Genomic DNA, 23097 nt, shown 5'->3' with positions numbered 1-23097 from the left:
GATGGCTCGTTCATTCGCCGAATTCGGCAACGCGCTCCACACCGGAGAGAAGTCGATCGACTTCGTGGGTCGCCGCAAGACGTGGTACATGATCTCGGCGGTGCTCATCATCATCGCCATCGTCGGGCCGTTCCTGCGCGGCGGGTTCGCCTTCGGCATCGAGTTCACGGGCGGCAGCCAGTTCCAGGTGCACCTCTCGTCATCGCAGGATCGCGATCCTGCGATCGCGCAGGACGCCGTCGCTGAAGTGCTCCCCTCGAGCGCTCCCCGCATCTCGCAGCTCGGCCCGACCGACATCCGCGTGCAGACCGAGGCGTTGAGCGACGCCGACAACCAGGCCGTGACGGCCGCGCTCGCCGAGGGCTACGGCATCGACGAGGCGGAGGTCACCTACTCCTACATCGGCCCGGCCTGGGGTCAGGACATCACCAAGCAGGCGATCATCGCGCTCGTCGTGTTCATCTTGATCTCGGCGCTGGTGATGGCGCTCTACTTCCGCACCTGGAAGATGTCGGTGTCGGCGCTCGCGGCGCTCTTCCACGACCTCATCATCACCGCGGGCATCTACGGCATCTCGGGCTTCGAGGTCACGCCGGCCGCCATGATCGGCTTCCTCACGATCCTCGGCTACTCGCTCTACGACACCGTCGTGGTGTTCGACAAGATCCGCGAGAACACCTCGCCCGACGAGATCGGCAGCCGCACCTTCGCCGAGGCCGTCAACCTCGGCGTCAACCAGACGCTCGTGCGCTCCATCAACACGTCGGTCGTGGCGCTGCTGCCGGTCGGCTCGATCCTGTTCATCGGCGCCTTCGTGCTCGGTGCGGGCACCCTGCGCGACATCTCGCTCGCGCTCTTCATCGGCATTTTCGTCGGCGCCTACTCGACGATCTTCATCGCGGCACCGGCATACGCGCACCTGCGCTCGGGCGATGCGGGCGTGAAGAAGCACGATACGTCGGTACTGAAGGCGCGGGCGCGCGAGGAGCAGCTCGATTCGCAGAGCGTGCCCCAGAAGGTGTAGCTTGAATCCATACGAGGAGGTGGCATGGCGCATCATGATACGGATACAGGCAGTACTGTCTCCCTGCGCCGCCTCGTGCCGCGCATCTTCTCGCGCGGCAGCGCCCCGGGCGCGGTCGATCAGCTGATACGGACGGTGCGCGGGAACTACCCGCGCGCCGACCTCTCGCTCATCGAGCGGGCGTACGCGACGGCGGAGCGCGCGCATCGCGGGCAGAAGCGCCGCAGCGGCGAGCCGTACATCACGCACCCGATCGCCGTCGCGCAGATCCTCGCCGAACTCGGCATCGCACCGGTGGCGATCGCGGCCGCACTGCTGCACGATACGGTCGAGGACACCGACTACACGCTGCAGCAGCTCACCGACGACTACGGCGAAGAGATCGCGATGCTCGTCGACGGCGTCACGAAGCTCGACAAGGTGAAGTACGGGGATTCGGCCCAGGCCGAGACCGTGCGCAAGATGGTCGTCGCGATGTCGAAGGACATCCGCGTGCTCGTGATCAAGCTCGCGGACCGCCTGCACAATGCGCGCACCTGGGGCTTCGTGCCGAGCGACTCGGCGAAGCGCAAGGCGCAGGAGACGCTCGAGATCTACGCGCCGCTGGCGCACAGGCTCGGCATCCAGTCGCTGAAGTCCGAGCTCGAGGACCTCTCGTTCGCCGTGCTGAAGCCCAAGCTCTACGCCGAGATCGAGAACCTCGTGTCGCAGCGCAACCCGCAGCGCGACGAGCTCGTCGGCGTGGTCATCAGCTCGATCGAGACCGACCTGCGCGATGCGCGCATTCGCGGAGAGGTGACCGGTCGGCCGAAGGAGCTGTACTCGATCTACCAGAAGATGATCGTGCGCGGACGCGACTTCGACGAGATCTACGACCTGGTCGGCATCCGCGTGCTCGTCAATTCGATCCGCGACTGCTACGCGGTGCTCGGCGCGGTCCACGCACGGTGGACCCCCATCCCCGGCCGGTTCAAGGACTACATCGCGACGCCGAAGTTCAACCTGTACCAGTCGCTGCACACGACGGTGATCGGGCCCGACGGCCGGGCCGTCGAGATCCAGATCCGCACCGTCGAGATGCATCAGCGCGCCGAGTACGGCGTCGCCGCCCACTGGAAGTACAAGCAGCGGCAGGCGCCCGCGGGGCCGAGTTCGAACGATATGGCGTGGCTCGCGCACATCTCCGACTGGCAGGCCGAGACCGAGGATCCGAGCGAGTTCCTCGACGCGCTGCGTTTCGAGATCGGAGCGAAGGAGGTCTACGTCTTCACGCCGAAGGGGCGTGTGATCGGGCTGCCCGAAGGGGGCACCACCGTCGACTTCGCCTATGCGGTGCACACCGAGGTCGGCCACCGGACGATGGGCGCTCGTGTGAACGGCCGCCTCGTGCCCCTCGAGACGCGTCTGCAGAACGGCGACGTGGTCGAGGTGTTCACCTCCAAGGATCCGAATTCCGGGCCCAACAAGGACTGGCTGCAGTTCGTCAAGAGCAAGCGGGCGCAGAACAAGATCCGCCAGTGGTTCACGAAGGAGCGGCGCGAAGAGGCCGCTGAGACCGGCAAGGTCGAGATCACGAAGGCGCTGCGCAAGGTCGGCATGCCGCTGCATCAGGTGCTGAACTCGGAGGCGCTGCAGCAGGTCGCCCTCCAGCTGAACCACGTCGACGTCACCGCGCTGTACGCGGCCGTCGGCGAGGGCCAGATCTCCGCGCAGTCGGTGATCGAGAAGGTCAGCGCGATCAACGCGATCGATCAGTCGTCGACCGAGCCGGCGGTCGCCGAGTTCTCGATCCTCGAGGCGCCGCGTGCGCCGAAGGCGACGAGCGCGAGCGGTGTCATCGTCACCGGCGCGTCCGACGTGCTCGCGAAGCTCGCGAAGTGCTGCACCCCGGTGCCCGGCGATGAGGTTCTCGGCTTCGTCACCAAGGGCCAGGGCGTGTCGGTGCACCGCGTCGACTGCCACAACTTCCAGAGCCTCAAGTCGCAGCAGGACCGCGTCGTCGAAGTCGAGTGGGCGCCGACGTCGAAGAGCCTCTTCCTCGTACAGGTGCAGGTCGAGGCGCTCGATCGCTCCGGGCTGCTCTCGGACGTCACCCGCACGCTCTCCGAGCATCACGTCAACATCCTCTCGGCCTCGGTCAACACCTCGAGCTCTCGCCTCGCGATCAGCAAGTTCCTCTTCGAGATGGCGAACGCGACGCACCTCGACCATGTGCTCGGCGCGATACGCCGCATTGAGGGCGTGTACGACGTCTACCGCATCACCAACTGACGCCCGTCGACCGGTCGTCTAGAGCTCTCGCAGCCTCGCGATGATGCGGCGCTCGTTCGGCCGGCGTCGCATCGGCAGCTCGGCGAGGGAGCTTTCGCGGCTCCCGATCGCGTGCGTGAGCAGCATGCGACAGGCGAGCCGGTGCTCGTTCGAGAACTCGGCCCCGCGCAGCAGGTCGTAGAGCGTGCGGCGCGGGCTGGTCGCCGCGTACGGACCGATGGCGACGACCTCGCTCGCTCCGAGCCGATACTGGTGGAGAGCGACGCCGGTCTCCGAACCGAGATTATTCGGACGCCCTCGTGTCACGATGAACGACAGCCGTGCGCCGGGGCCTCGCACGGCGCCCCAGATCCATGCCGCGGTGCGGTGCGCCGCCACGCGATCGATGGTGAAGGCATCGCCGATCGCGGCCGCGCGCACCGACGGCGTGTCGGGCCAGGAGACGAGTCGGATGCCCGGGCCGCAGCGCACGGCGATGCCGCGCAGCAGCGCCGCCGATCGCACGGCGACCGGCCAATCGTGCAGACGCGGCGGTATCGGCGGGAGCGGTGCCCTCGTCGGGGAAGGATGGCGCATGCCTCAAGGCTGAGGCCCCGGCGCGGAATGCGCCAGGGCCTCGAAGCATCTGTGGATAAGTCGGCCGGGGCCGAACTCCCGTCGACTCAGTCGCCGAGGGCGGCGAGCCACGAGCGCTGGGTGGCGAGCGCCGATTCGGCCTCCTGCACTGCCTTCGCGTTGCCACCGGCCTGAGCCGTCGCGAGCTCGCTCTCGAGCTCCGCGATCGAGGCCTCGAGCTGACCGCGCAGACCTTCGCTGCGCGCCTTCGTCTCGGGGTTCGTCTTGCGCCAGTGCTCGTCCTCCAGCTGCTTGACGTGGTCCTCGATCTTGCGCAGACGCCCCTCGACGTCGCGCAGGGCCTCACGCGGGACGCGTCCGATCTCGTCCCACTTCAGCTGGATCGCGGTGATGAGCTTGCGGGCCTTCGCATGGTCGCGCTCCTCGGCGATCGGAGCGGCCTCGTCGAGCAGCTGCTGCTTCGCGGCGAGGTTCGCGTTCTGCTCCTCGTTCGACTGCGCCGCCTCCTCGGCCTTCGCCGCGTAGAGCAGATCGCCTGCGGCCTTGAAGCGCGCCCAGAGCTGGTCGTCGAGCTTGCGGCTCGCGCGACCGGCGGCCTTCCAGTCGTCGAGCAGGCCGCGGTAAGCGGGGATGCCCTCGATGCCGCGCGGGGCGAGCGCCTCGGCCGCGGCGATGATGCGCTCCTTGCGCTGCTTCACGTCCTTGTTGTTCGCGTCCATCTGGGCGAAGTGCGAACGACGGGCCGAATCGAAGGTCTGGCGCGCCGAGCGGAAGCGCTTCCAGAGCGCATCCGCCTGCGACTTCGGGATCTGGGGGCCGGTGCGCTGCGAGCTCTGCCAATCGGTGAAGAGCTGTTCGAACGCCTGGCTCGTATCCTTCCACCGGATCGAGGCCTCGGGCTGCGCGGCGAGGCGCTCGGCCTCGGCGACGATCGCCTCGCGCTTCGAGACGGCCTCCTGGCGGGCGGCGTCGCGTTCGGCCTGCTGCTTCTCGCTCAGCTCGGCGGTCTTGCCCGAGAGCTTCTCGACGCGTGCGCGCAGGGCGGCGATGTCGCCGACGGCCGCGGGCTCCACGAGCTGCTCCTGCAGCTTCGCGACGGTCTCGGCGGCCGAGGCATCGGCGGTGCCGCGGGCGATGCGGGCCTCGAGCAGGGTGATCTGCCCAGCCAGGTCGCTGAACTTGCGTTCGAAGTAGGCGAGCGCCTCTTCGGGGGTTCCGTCGGGGAAGGAGCCGACAGCGCGTTCGCCGTCGCCTTCGCGCACGTAGACGGTGCGGTCGTCGTCGACGCGGCCCCAGGGGTTCTCGTTGGCAGCACTCACGGTAGTTTCACCTGTCGTGGTTCGGGTCGGCTGACCGACCGTACGGAATAGACCCCTCCACTATGCCACAGGCGGGTGTGGGCAGCGCTCGATTAGGGTTGTGGTGTGAGTTCGAATCCGATGGCCTCGAGCACCGCCCCGCTGGCGGTGCGCATGCGCCCGCGATCCCTGGACGAGGTCGTCGGCCAGCAGCATCTGCTGCGACGCGGTTCGCCGTTGCGGGTGCTCGCGGCGGGCGAGACCGGCTCGGGAGCCGTGTCCATCATCCTGTGGGGCCCGCCGGGCACCGGGAAGACGACGATCGCGCAGGCGATCGCGCACTCGAGCGGGCGCCGTTTCGTCGAGCTCTCGGCCGTGACCGCCGGCATCAAGGATGTGCGCACGGTGATGGAGAAGGCGCTGAACGACCGCGACCTGTTCGACGTGTCGACGGTGCTCTTCCTCGACGAGATCCACCGGTTCACCAAGGCGCAGCAGGATGCGCTGCTGCCGGGCGTCGAGAACGGGTGGGTCACCCTCGTCGCCGCGACGACCGAGAACCCGTCGTTCTCCGTGATCAGTCCGCTGCTGTCGCGATCGCTGCTGCTCACCCTCGAACCGCTCACCGATGACGACCTGAGCCTGTTGCTCGAACGGGCGGTGGCCGACCCCCGCGGTCTCGCCGGAGCGGTCGCGCTCGAAGACGGCGCGCTCGACGCGCTCGTGCAGCTCGCCTCGGGCGATGCGCGGCGGGCGCTCACGAGCCTCGAGGCGGCCGCCATGTCGGCCCTGGCCGCCGCGCACGACGCCGATGAGGCGAGTGGTGCGAACGATGCCGAGGTCGAAGGCGATCCCGAGGCGGCCGACGATGCCGATGACGACGCGGGCGATGTCGCGCAGGGATCGCCTGTCGGCCCGGTCGCGATCACCGCGGAGATCGTGGCGGCCTCGGTCGACCGGGCGCTCCTGCGCTACGACCGGAACGGCGACCAGCACTACGACGTCACGAGCGCCTTCATCAAGTCGATGCGCGGCTCGGACCCCGATGCCGCGCTGCACTACCTCGCCCGCATGATCGAGGCGGGGGAGGACCCGCGCTTCATCGCGCGCCGGCTCATGGTCCATGCGGCCGAGGACGTCGGCCTGGCCGACCCACAGGCGCTCTCGGTCGCCGTGGCGGCCGCCGAGGCCACGCAGCTCATCGGCCTCCCCGAGGCGCGCATCCCGCTCGCCGAGGCGACGATCTACATCGCCACCGCGCCGAAGTCGAATGCGGTCATCACGGCCATCGATTCGGCCATCGCCGACGTGCGCGCCGGGCGCTTCGGCCTCGTGCCGCCCCACCTCCGCGATGCGCACTACCCGGGAGCGAAGAAGATGGGGCACGGCAAGGGGTATATCTACCCGCACCACGACCCGCGCGGCGTCTCGACGCAGCAGTACCTGCCCGACGAGCTCGAGGAGCGCATCTACTACTCGCCGACGACGCACGGCAACGAGCGCGAGGTCTCCGAGCGCCTCGAGAAGATCCGCCGCATCAGCCGAGGCCGGTCATGAGGCACGATGCCGCGTCGGCGGCCGAAAGTCTGATAGTCTAGACGCTGGCCAACACCCCCTTCGCCGCAGGCTGCATGCGGAGGACCGGTGGCAGGCGCCCTGTAGCCGGGTTTCTGCAATGGTCGTTCCCTCACCGCGAGAGGCCCTCTCGCCTGTCGCGGTTCGCTGCGTCGCGTGCGTGGAGAGACTCCACGCGGATGCAGCACGGCCGGGAGAACAACGGGATCGCGCACCGCGCGCCCCCAACCACATCAGTCAGAAACCCGAAAGGATCCACGTGTCGACTACGTCGCGTACCCGTTCCAAGACCCGCCTGAGCCGCTCGCTCGGCATCGCCCTCACTCCGAAGGCTGCGCGCTACCTCGAGAAGCGCCCCTACGGCCCCGGCCAGCACGGCCGCACCAAGCGCAAGAGCGATAGCGACTACGCCGTCCGTCTGCGCGAGAAGCAGCGTCTGCGCGCCCAGTACGGCATCCGCGAGAAGCAGCTCGTCATCGCCTTCAACGAGGCCCGCCGCCAGGACGGCCTGACCGGTGAGAACCTGGTCGAGCTGCTCGAGATGCGCCTCGACGCGCTCGTGCTGCGCGCCGGCTTCGCCCGCACCACCGCGCAGGCGCGCCAGCTCGTCGTGCACCGCCACATCCTCGTCGACGGCAAGCTCGTCGACCGCCCGTCGTTCCGCGTGAAGCCGGGTCAGCTCATCCACGTCAAGGAGCGCTCGGAGGCTCTCGAGCCGTTCCAGGTCGCCGCTGCCGGCGGCCACGCCGAGGTGCTGCCGAACGTTCCCGGCTACCTCGAGGTCGAGCTCGACAAGCTCCAGGCGCGCCTCGTGCGCCGCCCGAAGCGCGCCGAGGTCCCGGTGACCTGCGAAGTGCAGCTCGTGGTCGAGTACTACGCAGCTCGCTAAGAGCTGCGGAGTACTCGTGATGAGTACAGCGTTTCAGGCGGCCGCGCAAGCGGCGGCCTGCTACGCAGCTCGCTAAGTAGTAATACGCGAGAAGGGCGTCGGAGATATTCTCCGGCGCCCTTCTCGCGTTCACGGGCCCGGCGATCCCTGGCGAGAATCCCAGAACCGCCATGCCCGGGGCGCTAAGCTTGAGTGGTGTTTTCGGCGCCGCGCACCCGCGCGCGACCGCGGAGCAGGAGGAGGAGCGTGGCATGCGCAAGCTGATGTGGCTGTTGAGCGGCGCGATGATCGGATTCATCGCTGCCCACTTCGTCAACCAGACGACCGAGGGGCGGCGCTTCTTCGACCGGGTGAACCGCGGCCTCGACGAGTTCGGTCGCGCCTTCGCCGCCGGCTACCACGACACCGAGGCCGGCGACGCCGAGCCCGGTACGTCGCCCGAGCGCGCGCTGTAGCCCGGGCCGCCCGCCCACTTTCTCGCGCCCCGGCGCATCCACCGCAGACGGATCATGTAAGGACCACGATGCAGACCGCTGAAATCCATCGCCGCTGGCTCGACTTCTTCGAGAAGCGCGGCCACACCGTCGTGCCCTCGGCGTCGCTCGTGAGCGACGACCCCAGCCTCATGTTCACGGTGGCCGGCATGGTGCCGTTCGTGCCGTACCTCTCGGGCATCGTGCCCGCCCCGTACCCGCGCGCCACGAGCGTGCAGAAGTGCATCCGCACGAACGACATCGAGGAGGTCGGCAAGACCCCCCGCCACGGCACCTTCTTCCAGATGTGCGGCAACTTCTCGTTCGGCGACTACTTCAAGGAAGGCGCCATCAAGTTCGCCTGGGAGCTCTTGACGACGAGCGAGGCCGACGGCGGCCTCGGCTTCGACGCGAAGGATCTCTGGGTCACGGTCTACGAGGACGACGACGAGGCGATCGCGCTGTGGAAGCAGCACTCTACACTGCCCGATGAGCGCATCCAGCGCCTCGGCATGGACACGAACTACTGGTCGACCGGTCAGCCCGGCCCGGCCGGCCCCTGCAGCGAGATCTTCTTCGACCGCGGCCCCGAGTACGGCATCGACGGCGGCCCCGCCACCGATGACGACCGCTACGTCGAGATCTGGAACCTCGTGTTCATGCAGTACCAGATCGCGGACGTGACCTCGAAGACCGACTTCACGATCGTCGGCCCGCTGCCGAAGCAGAACATCGACACCGGCATGGGGCTCGAGCGCGTCGCCTTCATCAAGCAGGGCGTCGACAACATGTACGAGATCGACCAGGTGCGCCCCGTGCTCGACCGCGCGGCAACGCTCGCGGGCAAGACCTACGGCGCGAACCACGACGACGATGTCCGTCTGCGCGTCATCGCCGATCACGTGCGCAGCGCGCTCATGCTCATCGCCGACGGCGTGACGCCGTCGAACGAGGGCCGCGGGTACATTCTGCGCCGCCTGCTGCGGCGGGTCACGCTCTCGATGCGTCTGCTCGGCGTCGACGGCCCGTGCTTCGACCAGCTCTTCCCGGTGTCGCGCGACGCCATGAAATCTGCGTACCCCGCGGTCGAACGCGACTTCGATTTCATCTCGCGCGCCGCGTACAACGAGGAGAAGACCTTCCTGCGCACCCTCGCGTCGGGCATCGAGATCCTCGACGAGGCGATCGGCACGGCGAAGAGCGCGAACGCGGCGGTTCCGGGCGACACCGCCTTCCTGCTGCACGACACCATGGGTTTCCCGATCGAGCTCTCGCTCGAGCTCGCCGAAGAGGCCGGCGTCACCGTCGACCGCGACGTCTTCACGACCCTGATGCAGGAGCAGCGCGATCGCGCGAAGGCCGACGCAAAGGCGAAGAAGGGCCAGCGCGCCGACCTGTCGGTCTACACGGAGCTGCGCGGCCTCGGCGAGACCGCCTTCGTCGGCTACGACGAGCTGCAGCACGAGAGCCGGATTCTCGGTCTGCTCGTCGACGGTGCGCCGGTGGCCGAGGCGCACGAGGGCGAGATCGCCGAGGTCGTGCTCGCCGAGACCGCCCTCTGGGCCGAGTCGGGCGGCCAGGACGCCGACCAGGGCCTCATCGTCGGCGATGGCTTCGAAGCCGAGGTGCTCGACGTGCAGAAGCCCGTGCCCGGGCTCATCGTGCACACCGTGCGCGTGGTCGTGGGCACCGTAGCGATCGATGCGCGCGCCGAGACCCGTGTCGACGCCGACTACCGCCGCGGTGCCGCGCAGGCGCACTCGGGCACGCACGTCGTGCATGCGGCGCTGCGTCAGGTGCTCGGTGCGAACGCGCATCAGGCGGGTTCGTACAACAAGGCGGGCTACCTGCGCCTCGACTTCACGCACGGCGAGGCGCTCTCGGCCGCGACGAAGAGCGAGATCGAGGAGATCTCGAATCTCGCGATCCGATCGGACTACGAGGTCGTCACCCGCGAGATGCCCATCGCCGAGGCCAAGGCGCTCGGCGCGATGGCGCTCTTCGGCGAGAAGTACGGCGACCGGGTGCGCATGGTGGACATCGGCGGCCCGTGGTCGCGCGAGCTGTGCGCCGGCACCCACGTGTCGAGCTCGTCCGAGATCGGCATGATCAGCCTGATCTCGGAGAGCTCGGTCGGGTCGACGAACCGCCGCGTGGAGTCGCTCGTGGGCATGGAGGCGTTCCGCGAGTTCGCAGCCGAGCGCGCGATCGTGCAGCAGCTCACCAGTGGCCTCAAGGTGCCCCGTGCCGATCTCATCGGCAGGGTGCAGGATCTCGGTGCGCAGCTGCGCGCCGCGGAGAAGAGGATCGCCTCGCTCGAAGCCGAGAAGCTCTCTCAGCGCGTGCCCGAGCTCCTTGCCGGCGCCGAGTCGGTCGGCTCCGTGCGCGCCGTGCTCGAATCGGTCGGTTCGGTGGCTTCCGCCGACGATCTGCGCGGCCTCGCTCTGCAGCTGCGCGAGCGGCTCGGCTCGGAGGCCGGCGTGGTCGTGCTCGCGGGCACCGTGGCGTCCGAAGCGGGCGAGAAGCCGCTCGTGATCGCCGCGACCAATGAAGCCGCGCGCACCCATGGCGTGCGCGCGGGCGACCTCGCGAAGCTCGGCGCGAAGGTGCTCGGCGGCGGCGGCGGCGGCAAGCCCGATCTGGCGCAGGGCGGCGGCGCCGATGTCGCGAAGATCGGCGATGCCCTCGCCGAGATCCGTCAGAGCCTGGCGGTCTAGTGCGCGTCGGTGTTCGTCTCGGCATCGACGTGGGCAAGGCCCGCATCGGCGTGGCCCGCAGCGACCCGCACGGCATGATCGCGACTCCCGTCGAGACCGTGCCGCGGGAAGCGCGCGGCACCGCCGATCTCGAGCGGATCGCGGCGATCGCGGCCGAACTGGAGGCGATGGAAGCGATCGTCGGCCTGCCGCTCAACATGCGCGGCGAGCGTACGCCGTCGACCGCCGACGCCGAGGGCTTCGCCGATCGGCTCGCCATGCGTCTCGCCGCCGCGGGCGTCGCGGTGCGCCTCGTCGACGAGCGGCTCTCGACGGTGTCGGCGCAGAGCCAACTGCATCAGGTCGGCAAGAAGACGAAGCAGAGCCGGTCGATCATCGACCAGGCGGCCGCCGTCGTGATTCTGCAGCACGCGCTCGATATCGAGCGCTCGCGGGGAGACGCGCCCGGTATCGCGGTGCCGCAGGCGACGACAGCGGAAGGAACCGGCGCTGACGCCGGATGACCCAGGGGAGACGATCAGCATGAACTATCTGAATCCGGAGGAGAAGCGGGCCAGGCGCCGCACGCGTGCGAAGCGGGTGGCGATCACTCTCGTGGTCGCCATCGTGCTGTTCGGCGGGCTCGGCGCCGCCGTGTTCTCGCTCTTCCCGCAGATCGGCGACCGCATCGCGCTTGAGCTCGGCTGGAAGACCGACGACTTCGAGGGCACGGGCCACGGGGAGACGAGCATCGCCATCGTTCCCGGCGAGATCGGCGAGGACGTCGCGGTCTCGCTCGAGGAGGCGGGGGTCGTCAAGACGTCGGAGGCCTTCACCCGCCTGCTGCTCGCGCAGGATCCCGCGGTCGAGTTCATGCCGGGAATGTACGCGCTGCGCCTCGAGATGAGTTCGCAGGCCGCGCTCGACATGCTGCAGGACCCCGCGAACCGCACCGAGTATAAGGCGGTCGTGCGCGAGGGGCTCACGGTCTCGCAGACCCTTCCGCTGCTCTCGGCGGGCGCGCAGGTGCCGCTCGAGGAGCTCGAGGCCGCAGCCTCGGACCCCGCGCAGTTCGGCCTGCCCGAAGGGGTGACCTCGCTCGAGGGCTGGCTCTACCCGGCGACCTACGAGTTCGAAGCGGGCAGCACCGCCGCCGACGTGCTGGGCTTGGTGGTGGGCCATCAGATCGCCGTGCTCGACGAGCTCGGCGTCGCCCCCGAGGATCGGGAGCGCGTGCTCACCTGGGCTTCGATCGTCGAGAAGGAGGCGGGCCGGGCCGAGGACTTCGGCAAGGTCTCGCGCGTGATCTCGAACCGCCTCGACCAGGGTATGAAGCTCGAGATGGATTCGACGGCCCAGTTCGGGTACGGCCAGCAGCACGACGGCTCGGTCTGGTCGTCGGACGAGGCGCTCGCCGATGACAATCCCTGGAACACGTATGCGCATGAGGGGTTGCCGGCCTCGCCGATCGCGAGCCCCGGCCGCGCGGCGATCGAGGCGACGCTGAACCCCGAGCCGGGCGACTGGCTCTACTTCGCGGCGATCAACCTCGACACCGGCGAATCGGCGTTCTCGACCACTATCGAAGAGCACGATGCCGCCGTCGCGCAGCTGGGCGAATGGTGCGCCGCGAACCCGGGCAGGGGCTGCTGATGCAGGAGACGCCGATCTCGGAGCGCGAGGTGCTCGCCGAGCGGCTCGCCGTGCTCGGCTCGCCGATCGCCCATTCGAAGTCGCCCGCGATCCACAGCGCGGCCTACGCGGCGCTCGCGCTCGATTGGGAGTACGAGCGGTTCCGCCTCGAGGCGCCCGATCTCGAGGCCTTTCTCGCGGCGAGGGAGCCCGACTGGCGGGGCTTCTCCGTCACGATGCCGCTGAAGGAGGAGGCCCATCGTCTCTCGACGGTGCTCGACCCGGTCGCCGAGGAGAGCGGCGTGGTGAACACCCTGCTGCGCATCGCGAGCGACGCGAGCGGTGCGCCCCGCTGGGCGGGCTTCAACACGGACGTCGCGGGGCTGGCCGCCGCGATCACGGACGCCGGTCTCGACGCGACGAGCACGGTCGTGCTCGGCTCGGGGGCGACGGCGGTATCCGCCATCCTCGCCGCGCGCCGGCTCGGTGCGCAGCACGTCGAGGTCGTGGCCCGCAACGCACGGGCGATCGGCGATCTCGTCGCCCGCTTCGGCGAGAGCGGCGAGCCGGGGGCCGATCGCCCGCTCCATGTCTCGGGAACGGTGCTGCCGCACGTCGATGCCCTGCTCGACGATGCCGCCATCGCGGCGGCGTCCGAGGTCGATGCTCGTATCGCCCGGCCCACGCTCATCGTCTCGACGCTCCCGGGGCCGGCCACCGCCGACCTCGAACTGCCCGAGGCGTGGACCGCGATTCCGCTCTTCGACGTCGCCTACGATCCCTGGCCGTCACCGCTCGCGGCGCGCTGGCGCTCGGTCGGCGGCGTCGCCCGCGCGGGCACCGAGATGCTCGTGGAGCAGGCCCTCGTGCAGGTGCGCGTCTTCGCCGGGGGCGACCCGTCGATCGAGCTGGACGACGAGGCCGCCGTACGCGCCGCCATGCGTGCGGCGAGTGTGGGAGGATAGTGGGCATGCTGCGTTGGCTTACCGCCGGGGAATCACACGGCCCCGAACTCATTGCCGTTCTCGAGGGCCTGCCCGCCGGCGTGCCCGTTTCGCTCGACATGGTCCGCGAGGATCTGCAGCGGCGCAAGCTCGGCTACGGCCGCGGCTCGCGCATGAAGTTCGAACAGGACGAGCTGCACTTCTCGGGCGGCATCGTTCAGGGCGTCTCGATCGGCGGCCCCGTCGCGATCCGCGTCGGCAACACCGAGTGGCCGAAGTGGACCGAGGTGATGTCGGCCGAGAAGACCGAGCTGTCCGAGAAGTCGCGCGGTCGCGGCGCTCCGCTCACGCGGCCCCGCCCCGGCCACGCGGATCTGGTCGGCATGCAGAAGTACGGCTTCGACGAGGCCCGGCCGGTGCTCGAGCGCGCGAGCGCCCGTGAGACCGCTGCGCGAGTCGCGCTCGGAGCGATCGCCCGTTCGTTCCTCGCCGAACTCGGTATCCGGCTCGTGAGCCACACGCTGTCGATGGGCGATGTGCGGGTGCCCGAGGGCGCCGCCCTTCCGCGACCGGAAGACGTGGCCGCGCTCGATGCCGACCCGTTGCGCTGCTTCGACGCCGAGACGAGCGCGCGCATGGTCGCCGAGGTCGACGACACGAAGAAGTCGGGCGACACGCTCGGCGGCATCGTCGAGGTGCTCGCCTACGGCCTGCCGCCCGGGCTCGGTTCGTACGTGCACTGGGACCGTCGTCTCGACTCGCGTCTCGCCGGCGCGCTCATGGGCATCCAGGCGATCAAGGCGGTCGAGGTCGGCGACGGCTTCGAGACGACCCGCCGTCGCGGCTCCGCGGCCCACGACGAGCTGCACCTCGATGACGGCCGCATCGCTCGCGAGACGGCGCGGGCCGGCGGCATCGAGGGCGGCATGACCACCGGCCAGGTGCTCCGCGTGCGCGCGGGGATGAAGCCGATCGCGACGGTGCCCCGCGCGCTGCCCACGATCGACGTCGCGACCGGCGAGGAGTCGAAGGCGCACCACCAGCGCAGCGATGTGACGGCGGTGCCCGCCTCGGGCGTCGTCGCAGAGGCGATGGTCGCGCTCATTCTCGCCGACGCGGTCGTCGAGAAGTTCGGCGGCGACAGCGTCTCCGAGACCCGGCGCAACCTCGAATCGTACCTCGCGGAGATCCCCGAGAACCTCGCGACCGTCATCGACTCGTGAGCGGCGACCGGGAGGCTTCGGGGGCCGAGCCGGGCCCCGGGCACCGGCCGAAGCCCTCGCCTCCGCCGACGGCGGGGGAGACCGGCGCTCCGGGCGGCCGGAGCGGCCAGGGGGCGAAGCCCCGTCGCAGGCGTCGTCGGCGCGGCCGCCGCGGCGGTGGCCTTCCGAGCCGCGCGATCGTGTTCGTCGGGCCGATGGCGGCCGGGAAGACGAGCCTCGGCAAGCGGGTCGCCCGCGAGCTCGGGGTGCCGTTCGTCGACACCGATGCCGTGATCGTGCGGCAGTACGGTCCGATCACCGAGTTCTTCGAGCGCCACGGCGAAGACGAGTTCCGTCGCATCGAGGCCGAGGTCGTCGCCGCGGAGCTCGCAGTGCCCGGCACCCGCATCGTCGCTCTCGGCGGCGGCGCGGTGATCACGGAGAGCACACGCGCGCTGCTGCAGGGGCATCCGGTCGTGCTGCTCATGACGACGCAGGAGTCGGTGCTGCGCACGGCGAACCTGTCGAGGCGGCCGCTGCTGCGCAACGACCCCGAGGCGTGGAACCGTATCATGCGTGCACGACGGCCGTTCTACGAAGAGGTCGCCGATGTGACCTACCGCACCGATCGCGCGACCAAGGAGCAGCTCGCGCGCAAGGTCGCCCAGTGGGCGCGCAGCTACCGGGGGCGCCCGCAGATGCCCGGGTCGGAGCCGGGCGCAGACGTCAAGAAGAAGGAGCAGCAATGAGCGAAACCGCGATCGAGGTCACGGGCGATACCGACTACACGGTGACGGTCGGGCGCGGCCTGCTCGGCCGAGTCCCCGAAGCCGTCGGCAATCGTGCGTCGAAGGTGCTCATCGTGCACACCTCGACGGTCGGCAAACTGGCGGAGGAGCTGCGGGAATCGCTCGCGGCTCACTACGCGCAGGTGCTGCTCGCGGAGGTGCCCGACGCCGAGTCGGCGAAGCGGGTCGAGGTGGCCGCATTCTGCTGGCAGATCATGGGCCAGGCGGACTTCACGCGCACGGACGCCGTGATCGGCCTCGGCGGCGGAGCCGTCACCGACCTCGCCGGCTTCGTCGCGGCGACCTGGCTGCGCGGCGTGCGCCTCGTGCAGATCCCGACGACGGTGCTCGGCATGGTCGACGCCGCCGTGGGCGGCAAGACCGGCATCAACACCGCCGAGGGCAAGAACCTCGTCGGGTGCTTCTACGCTCCGGCCGCGGTGCTCTGCGACCTCGACCTGCTCGCGACGCTGCCGAAGAACGAGATCCTCGCGGGGTTCGCCGAGGTCGCCAAATGCGGGTTCATCGCGGAGCCCGAGATCCTCGACCTCATCGAGGCCGATGTCGCCCGGGTCACCGATCCCGCATCGCCCGAATTCCAGCGGGCGATCGAGCTCGCGATCGGCGTGAAGGCGCGCGTCGTATCGGAAGATTTCCGCGAAGGCGGGCTGCGCGAGATCCTCAACTACGGCCACACGCTCGGCCACGCGATCGAGCACGCCGAGCGCTACCAGTGGCGGCATGGCGTCGCCATCTCGATCGGGATGATGTACGCCGCCGAGCTCGGCCGCATGGCGGGCTCGCTCTCGGACGCCGATGTGGATCGCCACCGCCGTGTGCTCACCGCGCTCACCCTGCCGCTCGCGTACCCGGCGGGTCGCTGGCCGGGTCTGCTCGCGACGATGCAGCGCGACAAGAAGGCCCGCGCCGGCATGCTGCGCTTCATCGTGCTCGACGCGATCGGAAAGCCCCGAGTGTTGGCCGGTGTCGACGACTCCGTGCTGCAGTTCGCGTATCAGGAGATCTCGAACTGACCGGACTCTAGCGTGCAAGCGCGCTCTGCGACGCGGTGCTCGATGGCGTCGAGCAGCAGATCGACGCTGAAGACGAAGGCGGCCTCGGTCTCGGGATACATCGCGGGTGCGGCGGCGGCGGCGCTCGGGAACTTCGCCGGGTCGAGCGCCGCGTAGGTGCGGCGCTGCGCATCGCGCTGCTCCGGATCCGTGAGCCAGGGCGAGAACGCTGCGACGAGGCCGTTGCCGACCGCATGATTGTAGATCGTCTGGTGGAAGTAGCCGAGCTCGTCCGCGGGCACCCCGGCGCGGATGAGCTCGCGCACCGTCCATTCGGTGAGGTGGAAGAGGCGGGGTTCGTCGTCGGGCTGCCCCGCCATCGCCTGGGAGAGCCCCTCGTTGACGCGGTAGATGCGCCACCAGGCGATCATGAGATTCTTGAGATTGTCGCGCCAGGTGAGCGACGGGTCGGGCTCGGGGATCTCGACGAAGAGCTCGTCGATGAGCGCCGTCAGCAGGGCGGCCTTGTTCTTGAAGTGCCGGTACATCGCGGTCGCGTCGACGCCGAGTTCTGCGCCGAGCTTGCGCAGCGTGAGCGCGCCGAGCCCGTCTCTGTGGAAGATGGTGCGCGAGGTTTCGAGGATGCTCTCGCGGTCGAGGCGGTGCGGAGCGCCGCTCCGGGCTTCACCCGCGACCTGCTCTGGGTCCTGCACTGAATTCCACTCCGTTCCCGATATCGGCCGTTGCCGCAATGCTACCCGTCCGTTTATCCGCCTGCTTTGAGCGGGCTGGGTGCGGACCGGCAGGGATCGACCGGGCACTGGCACAATGAAACAGGTTCACCACATAGATGTCAACAGTGTTGACATCTATGTGGTTGCATGCCAAGCTGCAGGCCACGGTGTTTCCGTGGCACGGGCGAGACTCGCAGGTCGGGCCGCCGGTGGGCATCATCTCAACGAGGAGAACCATGAAGAAGAAGCTACTCGGCGTAGCCGCTCTTGCTGCTCTGACGCTGGGCCTGTCAGCCTGCGGCGCGGATCCGAACGCGAGTCCGGCCGGTGGTGACGCGCAGGCCGACTCGGGCGATGAGATCATCGTCGGCGCCGCACTGTGCCTCACCGGCATCCAGTCGCCGCTCGACGAGCCGATCCTGCGCGGCGTGCAGCTCAAGGTCGACGAGATCAACGAGAACGGCGGCCTGCTCGGCAAGCAGGTCAAGCTCATCAACCTCGACGGCAAGAGCGACCCGGTGGTCGTCGGCAACAACGGCGAGCAGCTCGTCTCGCAGGGCGCCGAGGTCGTGATCACGCCGGCCGACTTCGACTTCGGCGGGCCCGCGAGCCGCGCCGCGCAGTCCGCGGGCATCGTGGGCATCTCGCCCGGCGCATCATCGCCGCTCTACGGTTCGAAGACCCTCGGCGACAAGCAGTTCACGCTCTCGATGTGGAACACCACGATGGGCGCCGCCGCAGCCGAGTGGGCGTACGGCGAGCAGGGGTACACGAAGGCCTACGTCGTCACGGACCAGTTCATCGACTACACGACGTCGCTCAGCGACTACTTCATCGAATCGTTCGAGCACCAGGGCGGAGAGATCCTCGGCCACGACACCTACACCCAGGGCGACCAGGATTTCTCGGCTCAGTTGCAGCGACTCAAATCCGAAGGGGCCGATGCCGAGGTCATCTTCGTATCGTCGTACATGCCCGACCTCGGCCTGATCATCCGCGACATCCGGGCAGCGGGCATCGACACGCCGATCCTCGGCGGCGACTCGTACGACGACCCCGAGCTCTTCGAAGTGCTCGGCGCCGAGTACGGCAACGGCGTCACCTACGCGAGCCATGCGTTCCTCTCGGAGCAGGCGAGCGAACTCGTCCCCGCATTCCTCGACTTGTACAAGGCGAAGCACGGCGAGGCCCCCGACACCGCTCTGGTCGCCAACGGCTACGACACGATGACCGTGCTCGCCGAAGCGATCGAAGCGGCAGGCACCACCGAGGGCGCGGCCCTCGCGAAGCAGATGACCGAAATGGAATTCCCTCTCCTCACCGGCAATCTCAGCTGGTCCTCGGCCGACACCGGTCATGCTCCGCAGAAGGAGGCCGCGCTCATGACGGTCGCCGGCGGCGAGGTGTCGTTCCTGAAGTGGGTCATGCCCGAGTGGGTCCCCGAGCCGTGATCAGCACCGCAATGAGCGAGAGGCTCACCGCCGAGGGCGTCGTCATGGACTTCGCCGGCCTTCGGGCGCTCGACACGGTGAGCCTCTCACTCGGACGAGACGAGATCGTCGGCCTCATCGGCCCCAACGGCTCGGGCAAGACGACCCTCGTGAACGTGCTCTCGGGCGCCCTGAAGCCGAGCGACGGCGCGGTGCGTATCAACGGGAAGGACGTCACGGGGCGCAAACCGAAGCGGATCGCCCGCGAGGGCCTCGTGCGCACTTTTCAAACGGTGCGCCTCTTCGGAACGATGACGGTCTTCGAGAACGTGCAGCTCGGCGCACTCGGAGGCGGATCGCGGCGAGGCGAGGCGACCCGCATCGCCGAAGAGCTCATCTCGGCGTTCGACGTGGCAGCGCTGCGCGACACGCAATGCGATGCGCTCTCGTACGGCCAGAAGCGGATCGTCGAGATCCTGCGGGCGCTCGCGACGAAATGCCAGTACCTGCTGCTCGACGAGCCGGCCGCCGGCCTGAACGAGGAGGAGAGCGACCGGCTGCTCGGTCAGCTGACCACGATCCCCGAGGTGTACGGCTGCGGGCTGCTCATCATCGACCACGACATGAACCTGATCATGCGCCTCTGCCATCGCCTGCACGTGCTGAACCAGGGCCGGACGATCGCGGAGGGCACGCCCGACGAGATCCGCTCGGACCCGACCGTCGTCGCCGCATACCTCGGCAGCCAGGCGACCGCCGGGCTCGCTTCCGAGGACATCGAACGAACTGTGGAGGACGAATGAGCCTGCTCGAAGTCGCGCACCTGCGGGTGAAGTACGGTGCCATCACCGCGGTCGACGATCTGAGCCTCGAAGTGAACGAGGGCGAGCTCGTCGCGCTCGTCGGGTCGAACGGCGCGGGCAAGACCACCACGCTCTCGGCCATCGCAGGCGTGCACCGGCCGCAGAGCGGCACGGTCGCCTTCGACGGAGAGACCGTTACCGGCAGACGGAGCGCTGAGATCGCACGGCGCGGCATCGCCCTGGTGCCAGAGGACCGCGGCATCTTCCCGAGCCTGACGGTGTCGGAGAACCTCAAACTGGGGTCGTACTTCATGAAGGACGCTGCCCTGCTCGAGACGAAGCTCGCCGAGATCTTCCAACGCTTCCCGATTCTCGAAAAGCGCGCCGATCAGGGCGCGGGCACGCTCTCGGGCGGCGAGCAGCAGCAGCTCGCCATCGCTCGCGCCGTGCTCACCCGGCCGCGGCTGCTCATGCTCGACGAGCCGTCGCTCGGCCTGTCACCGACGCTCGTCGACAGCATGTTCGAGATCATCGAGCAGCTGCACCGCGAAGGCGTCACGATCCTGCTCGTCGAGCAGAACGTGACACGCGCCCTCGAGATCGCCGACCGCGCGTACCTGCTCACCACCGGAAAACTCACCGCGAGCGGCACCCCGCAGGAGCTGCGCGCATCCATCGACCTCACGGCCGCCTATCTCGGGGGCCTGCACCAGACCGGAACGGAGAGCGAGCATGGGTGACATCCTCCAGTTCGTTCTGAACTCGCTGAGCCTCGGCAGCCTCTACGCGCTGATCGCGCTCGGCATGATCATCATCTTCGGCATCCTGAAACTCGTGAACTTCGCCTACGGCGAGCTCATCATGGTCGCCGGCTACACCTGGTTCGTGCTGCAGAGCACCTGGCTGCCGCTCGTCGTGCTGATCGTGCTCGCGGTGGCGATGGCGGTCATCGCGAGCGTGCTCACGGAGCGCATCGCCTTCAGACCCGTTCGCTCGAACTCGCTGAACGCGATGCTGATCACCTCGTTCGCGGTGAGCTCGCTCCTGCAGAACTCCGCGCTCGTGTTCGTGTCGCCCCGCGCACGTGCGGTGCAGGTGCCGGCGGCGTTCCACAAGAACGTCTCGTGGGGCGGCGCGCAGATCTCCGTCTCGAACCTCATCGTGATCGGCGTGAGCATCCTCACCCTGCTCGCGCTCATGCTCATCATGAAGAAGACGCGACTCGGCATCACGCTGCGCGCGGCATCGGACGATTTCCGCATGCTGCAGCTGCTCGGCATCAGGGCGGACAAGGTCATCGTCTCGGCCTTCATCATCAGCGGTGCGCTCGCGGGAATCGCGGGCGTGCTCTGGATCGGACGCATCGGATCCGTCACCCCGACCATCGGCGCCGCACCGCTGCTCGTCGCTCTGATCGCGATCGTCGTGGGCGGTATGGGCAGTCTGTCGGGGGCCGTCGTCGGCGGTTTCTTCCTCGGCACCCTCACGATCGCGCTGCAACTGCTGCTGCCGCAGGAGCTGCTCGCGTTCCGTGACGCGGTGATCTTCGGCATCGTGATCCTCGTGCTCGTCTTCAGACCCCAGGGCATCGTCACGGGTCGTTTCGCGACAGAAAGAGTCGGCTGATGAAACAGGCATCCTTCCGCATCTCGCGCCGCAAGGTCTATCCGCTGCTCCTCACGGTCGCCGTGTTCACCTGCGTCGCGCTCGTCTCCAGCGTGCTGAACATCCCGCTCGTCGACCGCATCTCGACCGTCATGTTCATCAACCTGATCCTGGTGCTCGGGCTGCAGTTCTTCATGGGCAACTCGGGGGTGCTCTCGTTCGCGCACGTCGGGTTCATGGGGATCGGCGCCTACGCCTCGGCGATCCTGTCGATCCCTGTGGATCAGAAGAGCATGGCCCTCCCGAGCCTCTACGCGCCCTTCACCGGAATCGAGATGGGCTTCCTCCCGGCCATGCTCATCGGCGCGGCCGTCGCGGCCGTGTTCGCAGCCGTGATCGGGCTGCCGATCATGCGCCTCTCGGATACGGCCGCGGCGATCGCGACGTTCGCGATGCTGGTCATCGTGCACGTCGTGCTGTCGCAGTGGGGCGAGATGACCAACGGGCCGCGCACACTCTTCGGCGTGCTCAAGTACACCGACATGTGGACCGCGTTCACCTGGGCGATGATCATCCTCGTGCTGGCGTTCCTCTTCAAGGAGTCGTCACTCGGCATGAAGCTGCGCGCTTCGCGCGACAACGTGCACGCCGCCGATGCGATCGGGGTCGATGTGGTCGCATCGAGGTGGGTCGCCTTCACGATCTCGGCCTTCATCTGCGGGATGTCGGGCGCGCTCTGGGCCCACTTCATCACCTCGTTCCAGCCCGGAGCCTTCTACCTCACGATGACCTTCACCGTACTGACCATGCTGATCGTCGGCGGGCCGCAGACGATCACGGGCACGGCGCTCGGAGTGCTCATCATCACGATCGTGAGCGAGGGGCTGCGCATGACCGAGAACACGTTCAGCATCAACGGCCTGCTGCCGTTCGAGACGGTCGGCATGACCGAGATCCTCCTCGCGATCGTGCTCGTGCTGATGCTCGCCTACAAACCGGGTGGGCTCATCGAGACGATCGAACTCGGCGCCTCGCTCGGCAAGAAGCATGATGCTCGGGCCGCGGCGAAGATCGCCGCGAAGTCGGCACCAGCATCGAGAAAGGACTAGCAGACATGGAAACCCTCAGATTCGACGTCTCGCCCGATGTCGACCCGTCGAGCCTCGTCTACACCTTCGGCGGTGCCGAGGCGAAAGCGCAGATCGTGCCCGGTACGGTTGTGCAGACGTCGACGCTCGACTGCTTCGCGGGAGCGATCACCGAGGCCGGTTCGGCGCCCTCGAAGCTGCTCGACCCGCGGTACCTGAACCCGCAGACCGGTCCGTTCTACGTCGAGGGAGCAGAGCCCGGCGACACGCTCGCCGTGCACTTCATCGACATCTCCCCGCGCTTCGACTGGGGAGTGAGCACGACCGTCGAATACTTCGGGGCGCTCACCGGGACGCACGATACGGCGCTGCTGAACGCGCCGCTCGAGGAGAACACCTGGTTCTACGCCATCGATGCAGAAGCGCGCACGGTGCAGTACCAGGCGCAGGACAGCGACCTGAGTCTGGCGCTGCCGCTCGATCCGATGCACGGCACCGTCGGGGTGGCTCCGGCGCTCGGCGAAGTGCGCTCCGCGCTCGCCCCCGGCAACTGGGGCGGCAACATGGATACGCCCGAGATGCGGGCGGGGGCCACCTGCTACATCGGCGTCAACGTACCCGGTGCGCTCTTCTCCCTGGGCGACGGCCACGCTCGGCAGGGCGAGGGGGAGACCTGCGGCGTCGCCGTCGAATGCTCCATGAACTCGGTGTTCATCGTCGAGCTCATCAAAGGTCGTGCGCCCGTCTGGCCGCGCATCGAAACGGATGAATACCTCATGACGACGGGGTCGACCAAGCCGCTCGAGGACGCCTTCCGGGCCGCGAACCTCGAGATGGTGGAGTGGGTCGCCGAGCTGCTCGATCTCAGCCGCATGGACGCCTACCAGCTGGTCTCGCAGACGAACCTCAGCCCGGTCGCGAATGTGGTCGACACCGTGTACACGATGGTCTGCAAGGTGCCGAAGCGGCTGCTCGGCGCAGCGGCGCTCGGCGCCTTCGGTGGCGCCCACGCATCGCTGCGCGAACAGGCGGCGGCCTGGGCAGCGGCCTGATGCC

General features: G+C 68.6%; 21 protein-coding genes. 18 read left to right on the top strand and 3 right to left on the bottom strand.

The window, feature by feature from the left end:
* Window position 1: 1 nt before the first annotated feature.
* On the top strand, window positions 2-1024 hold the full coding sequence (gene secF, locus ACUYTF_RS12630) for a protein translocase subunit SecF (RefSeq protein ID WP_434143855.1): 1023 nt from the start codon (window positions 2-4) through the stop codon (window positions 1022-1024).
* Window positions 1025-1048: 24 nt separating this feature from the next.
* On the top strand, window positions 1049-3295 hold the full coding sequence (locus ACUYTF_RS12625) for a RelA/SpoT family protein (protein WP_434143857.1): 2247 nt from the start codon (window positions 1049-1051) through the stop codon (window positions 3293-3295).
* Window positions 3296-3313: 18 nt separating this feature from the next.
* On the opposite strand, the gene ACUYTF_RS12620 is transcribed toward ACUYTF_RS12625, so the two are convergent.
* Together ACUYTF_RS12620 and ACUYTF_RS12615 are read right to left on the bottom strand one after the other, a co-directional pair.
* Window positions 3314-3871, bottom strand: a complete 558-nt coding sequence (locus tag ACUYTF_RS12620) for a hypothetical protein (protein ID WP_449279876.1) — start codon at window positions 3869-3871, stop codon at window positions 3314-3316.
* 86 nt (window positions 3872-3957) lie between these two features.
* Window positions 3958-5190 carry a DUF349 domain-containing protein gene (locus ACUYTF_RS12615; protein ID WP_434143860.1) on the bottom strand — a complete coding sequence of 411 codons (1233 nt, stop codon included), beginning with the start codon at window positions 5188-5190 and terminating at the stop codon, window positions 3958-3960.
* Window positions 5191-5310: 120 nt separating this feature from the next.
* On the opposite strand from ACUYTF_RS12615, the gene ACUYTF_RS12610 reads away from it, so the two are divergent.
* From ACUYTF_RS12610 to aroB, 10 genes are all read left to right on the top strand, one after another.
* A complete protein-coding gene (locus tag ACUYTF_RS12610) occupies window positions 5311-6726 on the top strand; it encodes a replication-associated recombination protein A (RefSeq protein ID WP_449279905.1) in 1416 nt (471 codons plus the stop codon).
* Window positions 6727-7003: 277 nt separating this feature from the next.
* Complete coding sequence (gene rpsD, locus ACUYTF_RS12605; protein ID WP_434143861.1) at window positions 7004-7633, top strand: 30S ribosomal protein S4; 630 nt, start codon at window positions 7004-7006, stop codon at window positions 7631-7633.
* A 251-nt stretch (window positions 7634-7884) separates the two neighbouring features.
* Complete coding sequence (locus ACUYTF_RS12600) at window positions 7885-8088, top strand: hypothetical protein (protein ID WP_434143863.1); 204 nt, start codon at window positions 7885-7887, stop codon at window positions 8086-8088.
* A 68-nt stretch (window positions 8089-8156) separates the two neighbouring features.
* Complete coding sequence (gene alaS / locus ACUYTF_RS12595) at window positions 8157-10823, top strand: alanine--tRNA ligase (RefSeq protein ID WP_434143865.1); 2667 nt, start codon at window positions 8157-8159, stop codon at window positions 10821-10823.
* Window positions 10823-11326, top strand: a complete 504-nt coding sequence (gene ruvX, locus ACUYTF_RS12590) for a Holliday junction resolvase RuvX (RefSeq protein WP_434143867.1) — start codon at window positions 10823-10825, stop codon at window positions 11324-11326. Before alaS ends, ruvX begins: the two co-directional genes overlap by 1 nt.
* A 19-nt stretch (window positions 11327-11345) precedes the next feature.
* On the top strand, window positions 11346-12455 hold the full coding sequence (gene mltG / locus ACUYTF_RS12585; protein WP_434143869.1) for an endolytic transglycosylase MltG: 1110 nt from the start codon (window positions 11346-11348) through the stop codon (window positions 12453-12455).
* Window positions 12422-13399 (top strand): shikimate dehydrogenase family protein, encoded by a 978-nt coding sequence (locus tag ACUYTF_RS12580; protein ID WP_434143871.1) that lies wholly within the window; start codon window positions 12422-12424, stop codon window positions 13397-13399. The genes mltG and ACUYTF_RS12580 overlap by 34 nt, the downstream gene beginning before the upstream one ends.
* Before the next feature lie 5 nt (window positions 13400-13404).
* The gene (aroC, locus tag ACUYTF_RS12575) at window positions 13405-14601 is read left to right on the top strand and encodes a chorismate synthase (RefSeq protein WP_434143873.1); all 1197 of its coding nucleotides are present in this window, start codon (window positions 13405-13407) and stop codon (window positions 14599-14601) included.
* Window positions 14598-15329 (top strand): shikimate kinase, encoded by a 732-nt coding sequence (locus ACUYTF_RS12570; RefSeq protein ID WP_434143875.1) that lies wholly within the window; start codon window positions 14598-14600, stop codon window positions 15327-15329. The genes aroC and ACUYTF_RS12570 overlap by 4 nt, the downstream gene beginning before the upstream one ends.
* Complete coding sequence (gene aroB, locus ACUYTF_RS12565; protein WP_434143877.1) at window positions 15326-16402, top strand: 3-dehydroquinate synthase; 1077 nt, start codon at window positions 15326-15328, stop codon at window positions 16400-16402. Before ACUYTF_RS12570 ends, aroB begins: the two co-directional genes overlap by 4 nt.
* Here the strand turns inward: aroB and ACUYTF_RS12560 are convergent.
* Complete coding sequence (locus tag ACUYTF_RS12560) at window positions 16384-17094, bottom strand: TetR family transcriptional regulator (protein WP_434143879.1); 711 nt, start codon at window positions 17092-17094, stop codon at window positions 16384-16386. The two genes, aroB and ACUYTF_RS12560, sit on opposite strands and share 19 nt — an antisense overlap.
* 257 nt (window positions 17095-17351) lie before the next feature.
* Between ACUYTF_RS12560 and ACUYTF_RS12555 the strand changes: the two genes are divergently transcribed.
* The 6 genes from ACUYTF_RS12555 to ACUYTF_RS12530 are packed head-to-tail and all read left to right on the top strand — an operon-like array spanning window position 17352 to window position 23093.
* Window positions 17352-18566: an ABC transporter substrate-binding protein gene (locus tag ACUYTF_RS12555; protein ID WP_434143881.1), complete on the top strand. Its 1215-nt coding sequence runs from the start codon at window positions 17352-17354 to the stop codon at window positions 18564-18566.
* An 11-nt stretch (window positions 18567-18577) separates the two neighbouring features.
* On the top strand, window positions 18578-19348 hold the full coding sequence (locus ACUYTF_RS12550; protein ID WP_434143883.1) for an ATP-binding cassette domain-containing protein: 771 nt from the start codon (window positions 18578-18580) through the stop codon (window positions 19346-19348).
* Window positions 19345-20088: an ATP-binding cassette domain-containing protein gene (locus ACUYTF_RS12545; protein ID WP_434143885.1), complete on the top strand. Its 744-nt coding sequence runs from the start codon at window positions 19345-19347 to the stop codon at window positions 20086-20088. Before ACUYTF_RS12550 ends, ACUYTF_RS12545 begins: the two co-directional genes overlap by 4 nt.
* Window positions 20081-20974, top strand: a complete 894-nt coding sequence (locus tag ACUYTF_RS12540) for an ABC transporter permease subunit (protein ID WP_434143887.1) — start codon at window positions 20081-20083, stop codon at window positions 20972-20974. The genes ACUYTF_RS12545 and ACUYTF_RS12540 overlap by 8 nt, the downstream gene beginning before the upstream one ends.
* Window positions 20974-22062: an ABC transporter permease subunit gene (locus tag ACUYTF_RS12535; RefSeq protein WP_434143889.1), complete on the top strand. Its 1089-nt coding sequence runs from the start codon at window positions 20974-20976 to the stop codon at window positions 22060-22062. Before ACUYTF_RS12540 ends, ACUYTF_RS12535 begins: the two co-directional genes overlap by 1 nt.
* 5 nt (window positions 22063-22067) lie before the next feature.
* Window positions 22068-23093: an acetamidase/formamidase family protein gene (locus ACUYTF_RS12530; RefSeq protein ID WP_434143891.1), complete on the top strand. Its 1026-nt coding sequence runs from the start codon at window positions 22068-22070 to the stop codon at window positions 23091-23093.
* Window positions 23094-23097: the final 4 nt, after the last annotated feature.

Source organism: Leucobacter sp. GX0328, assembly GCF_053567315.1.
The sequence above is the reverse complement of the archived record's forward strand: the minus strand, read 5'-3'. Positions and strand labels throughout refer to the sequence as shown.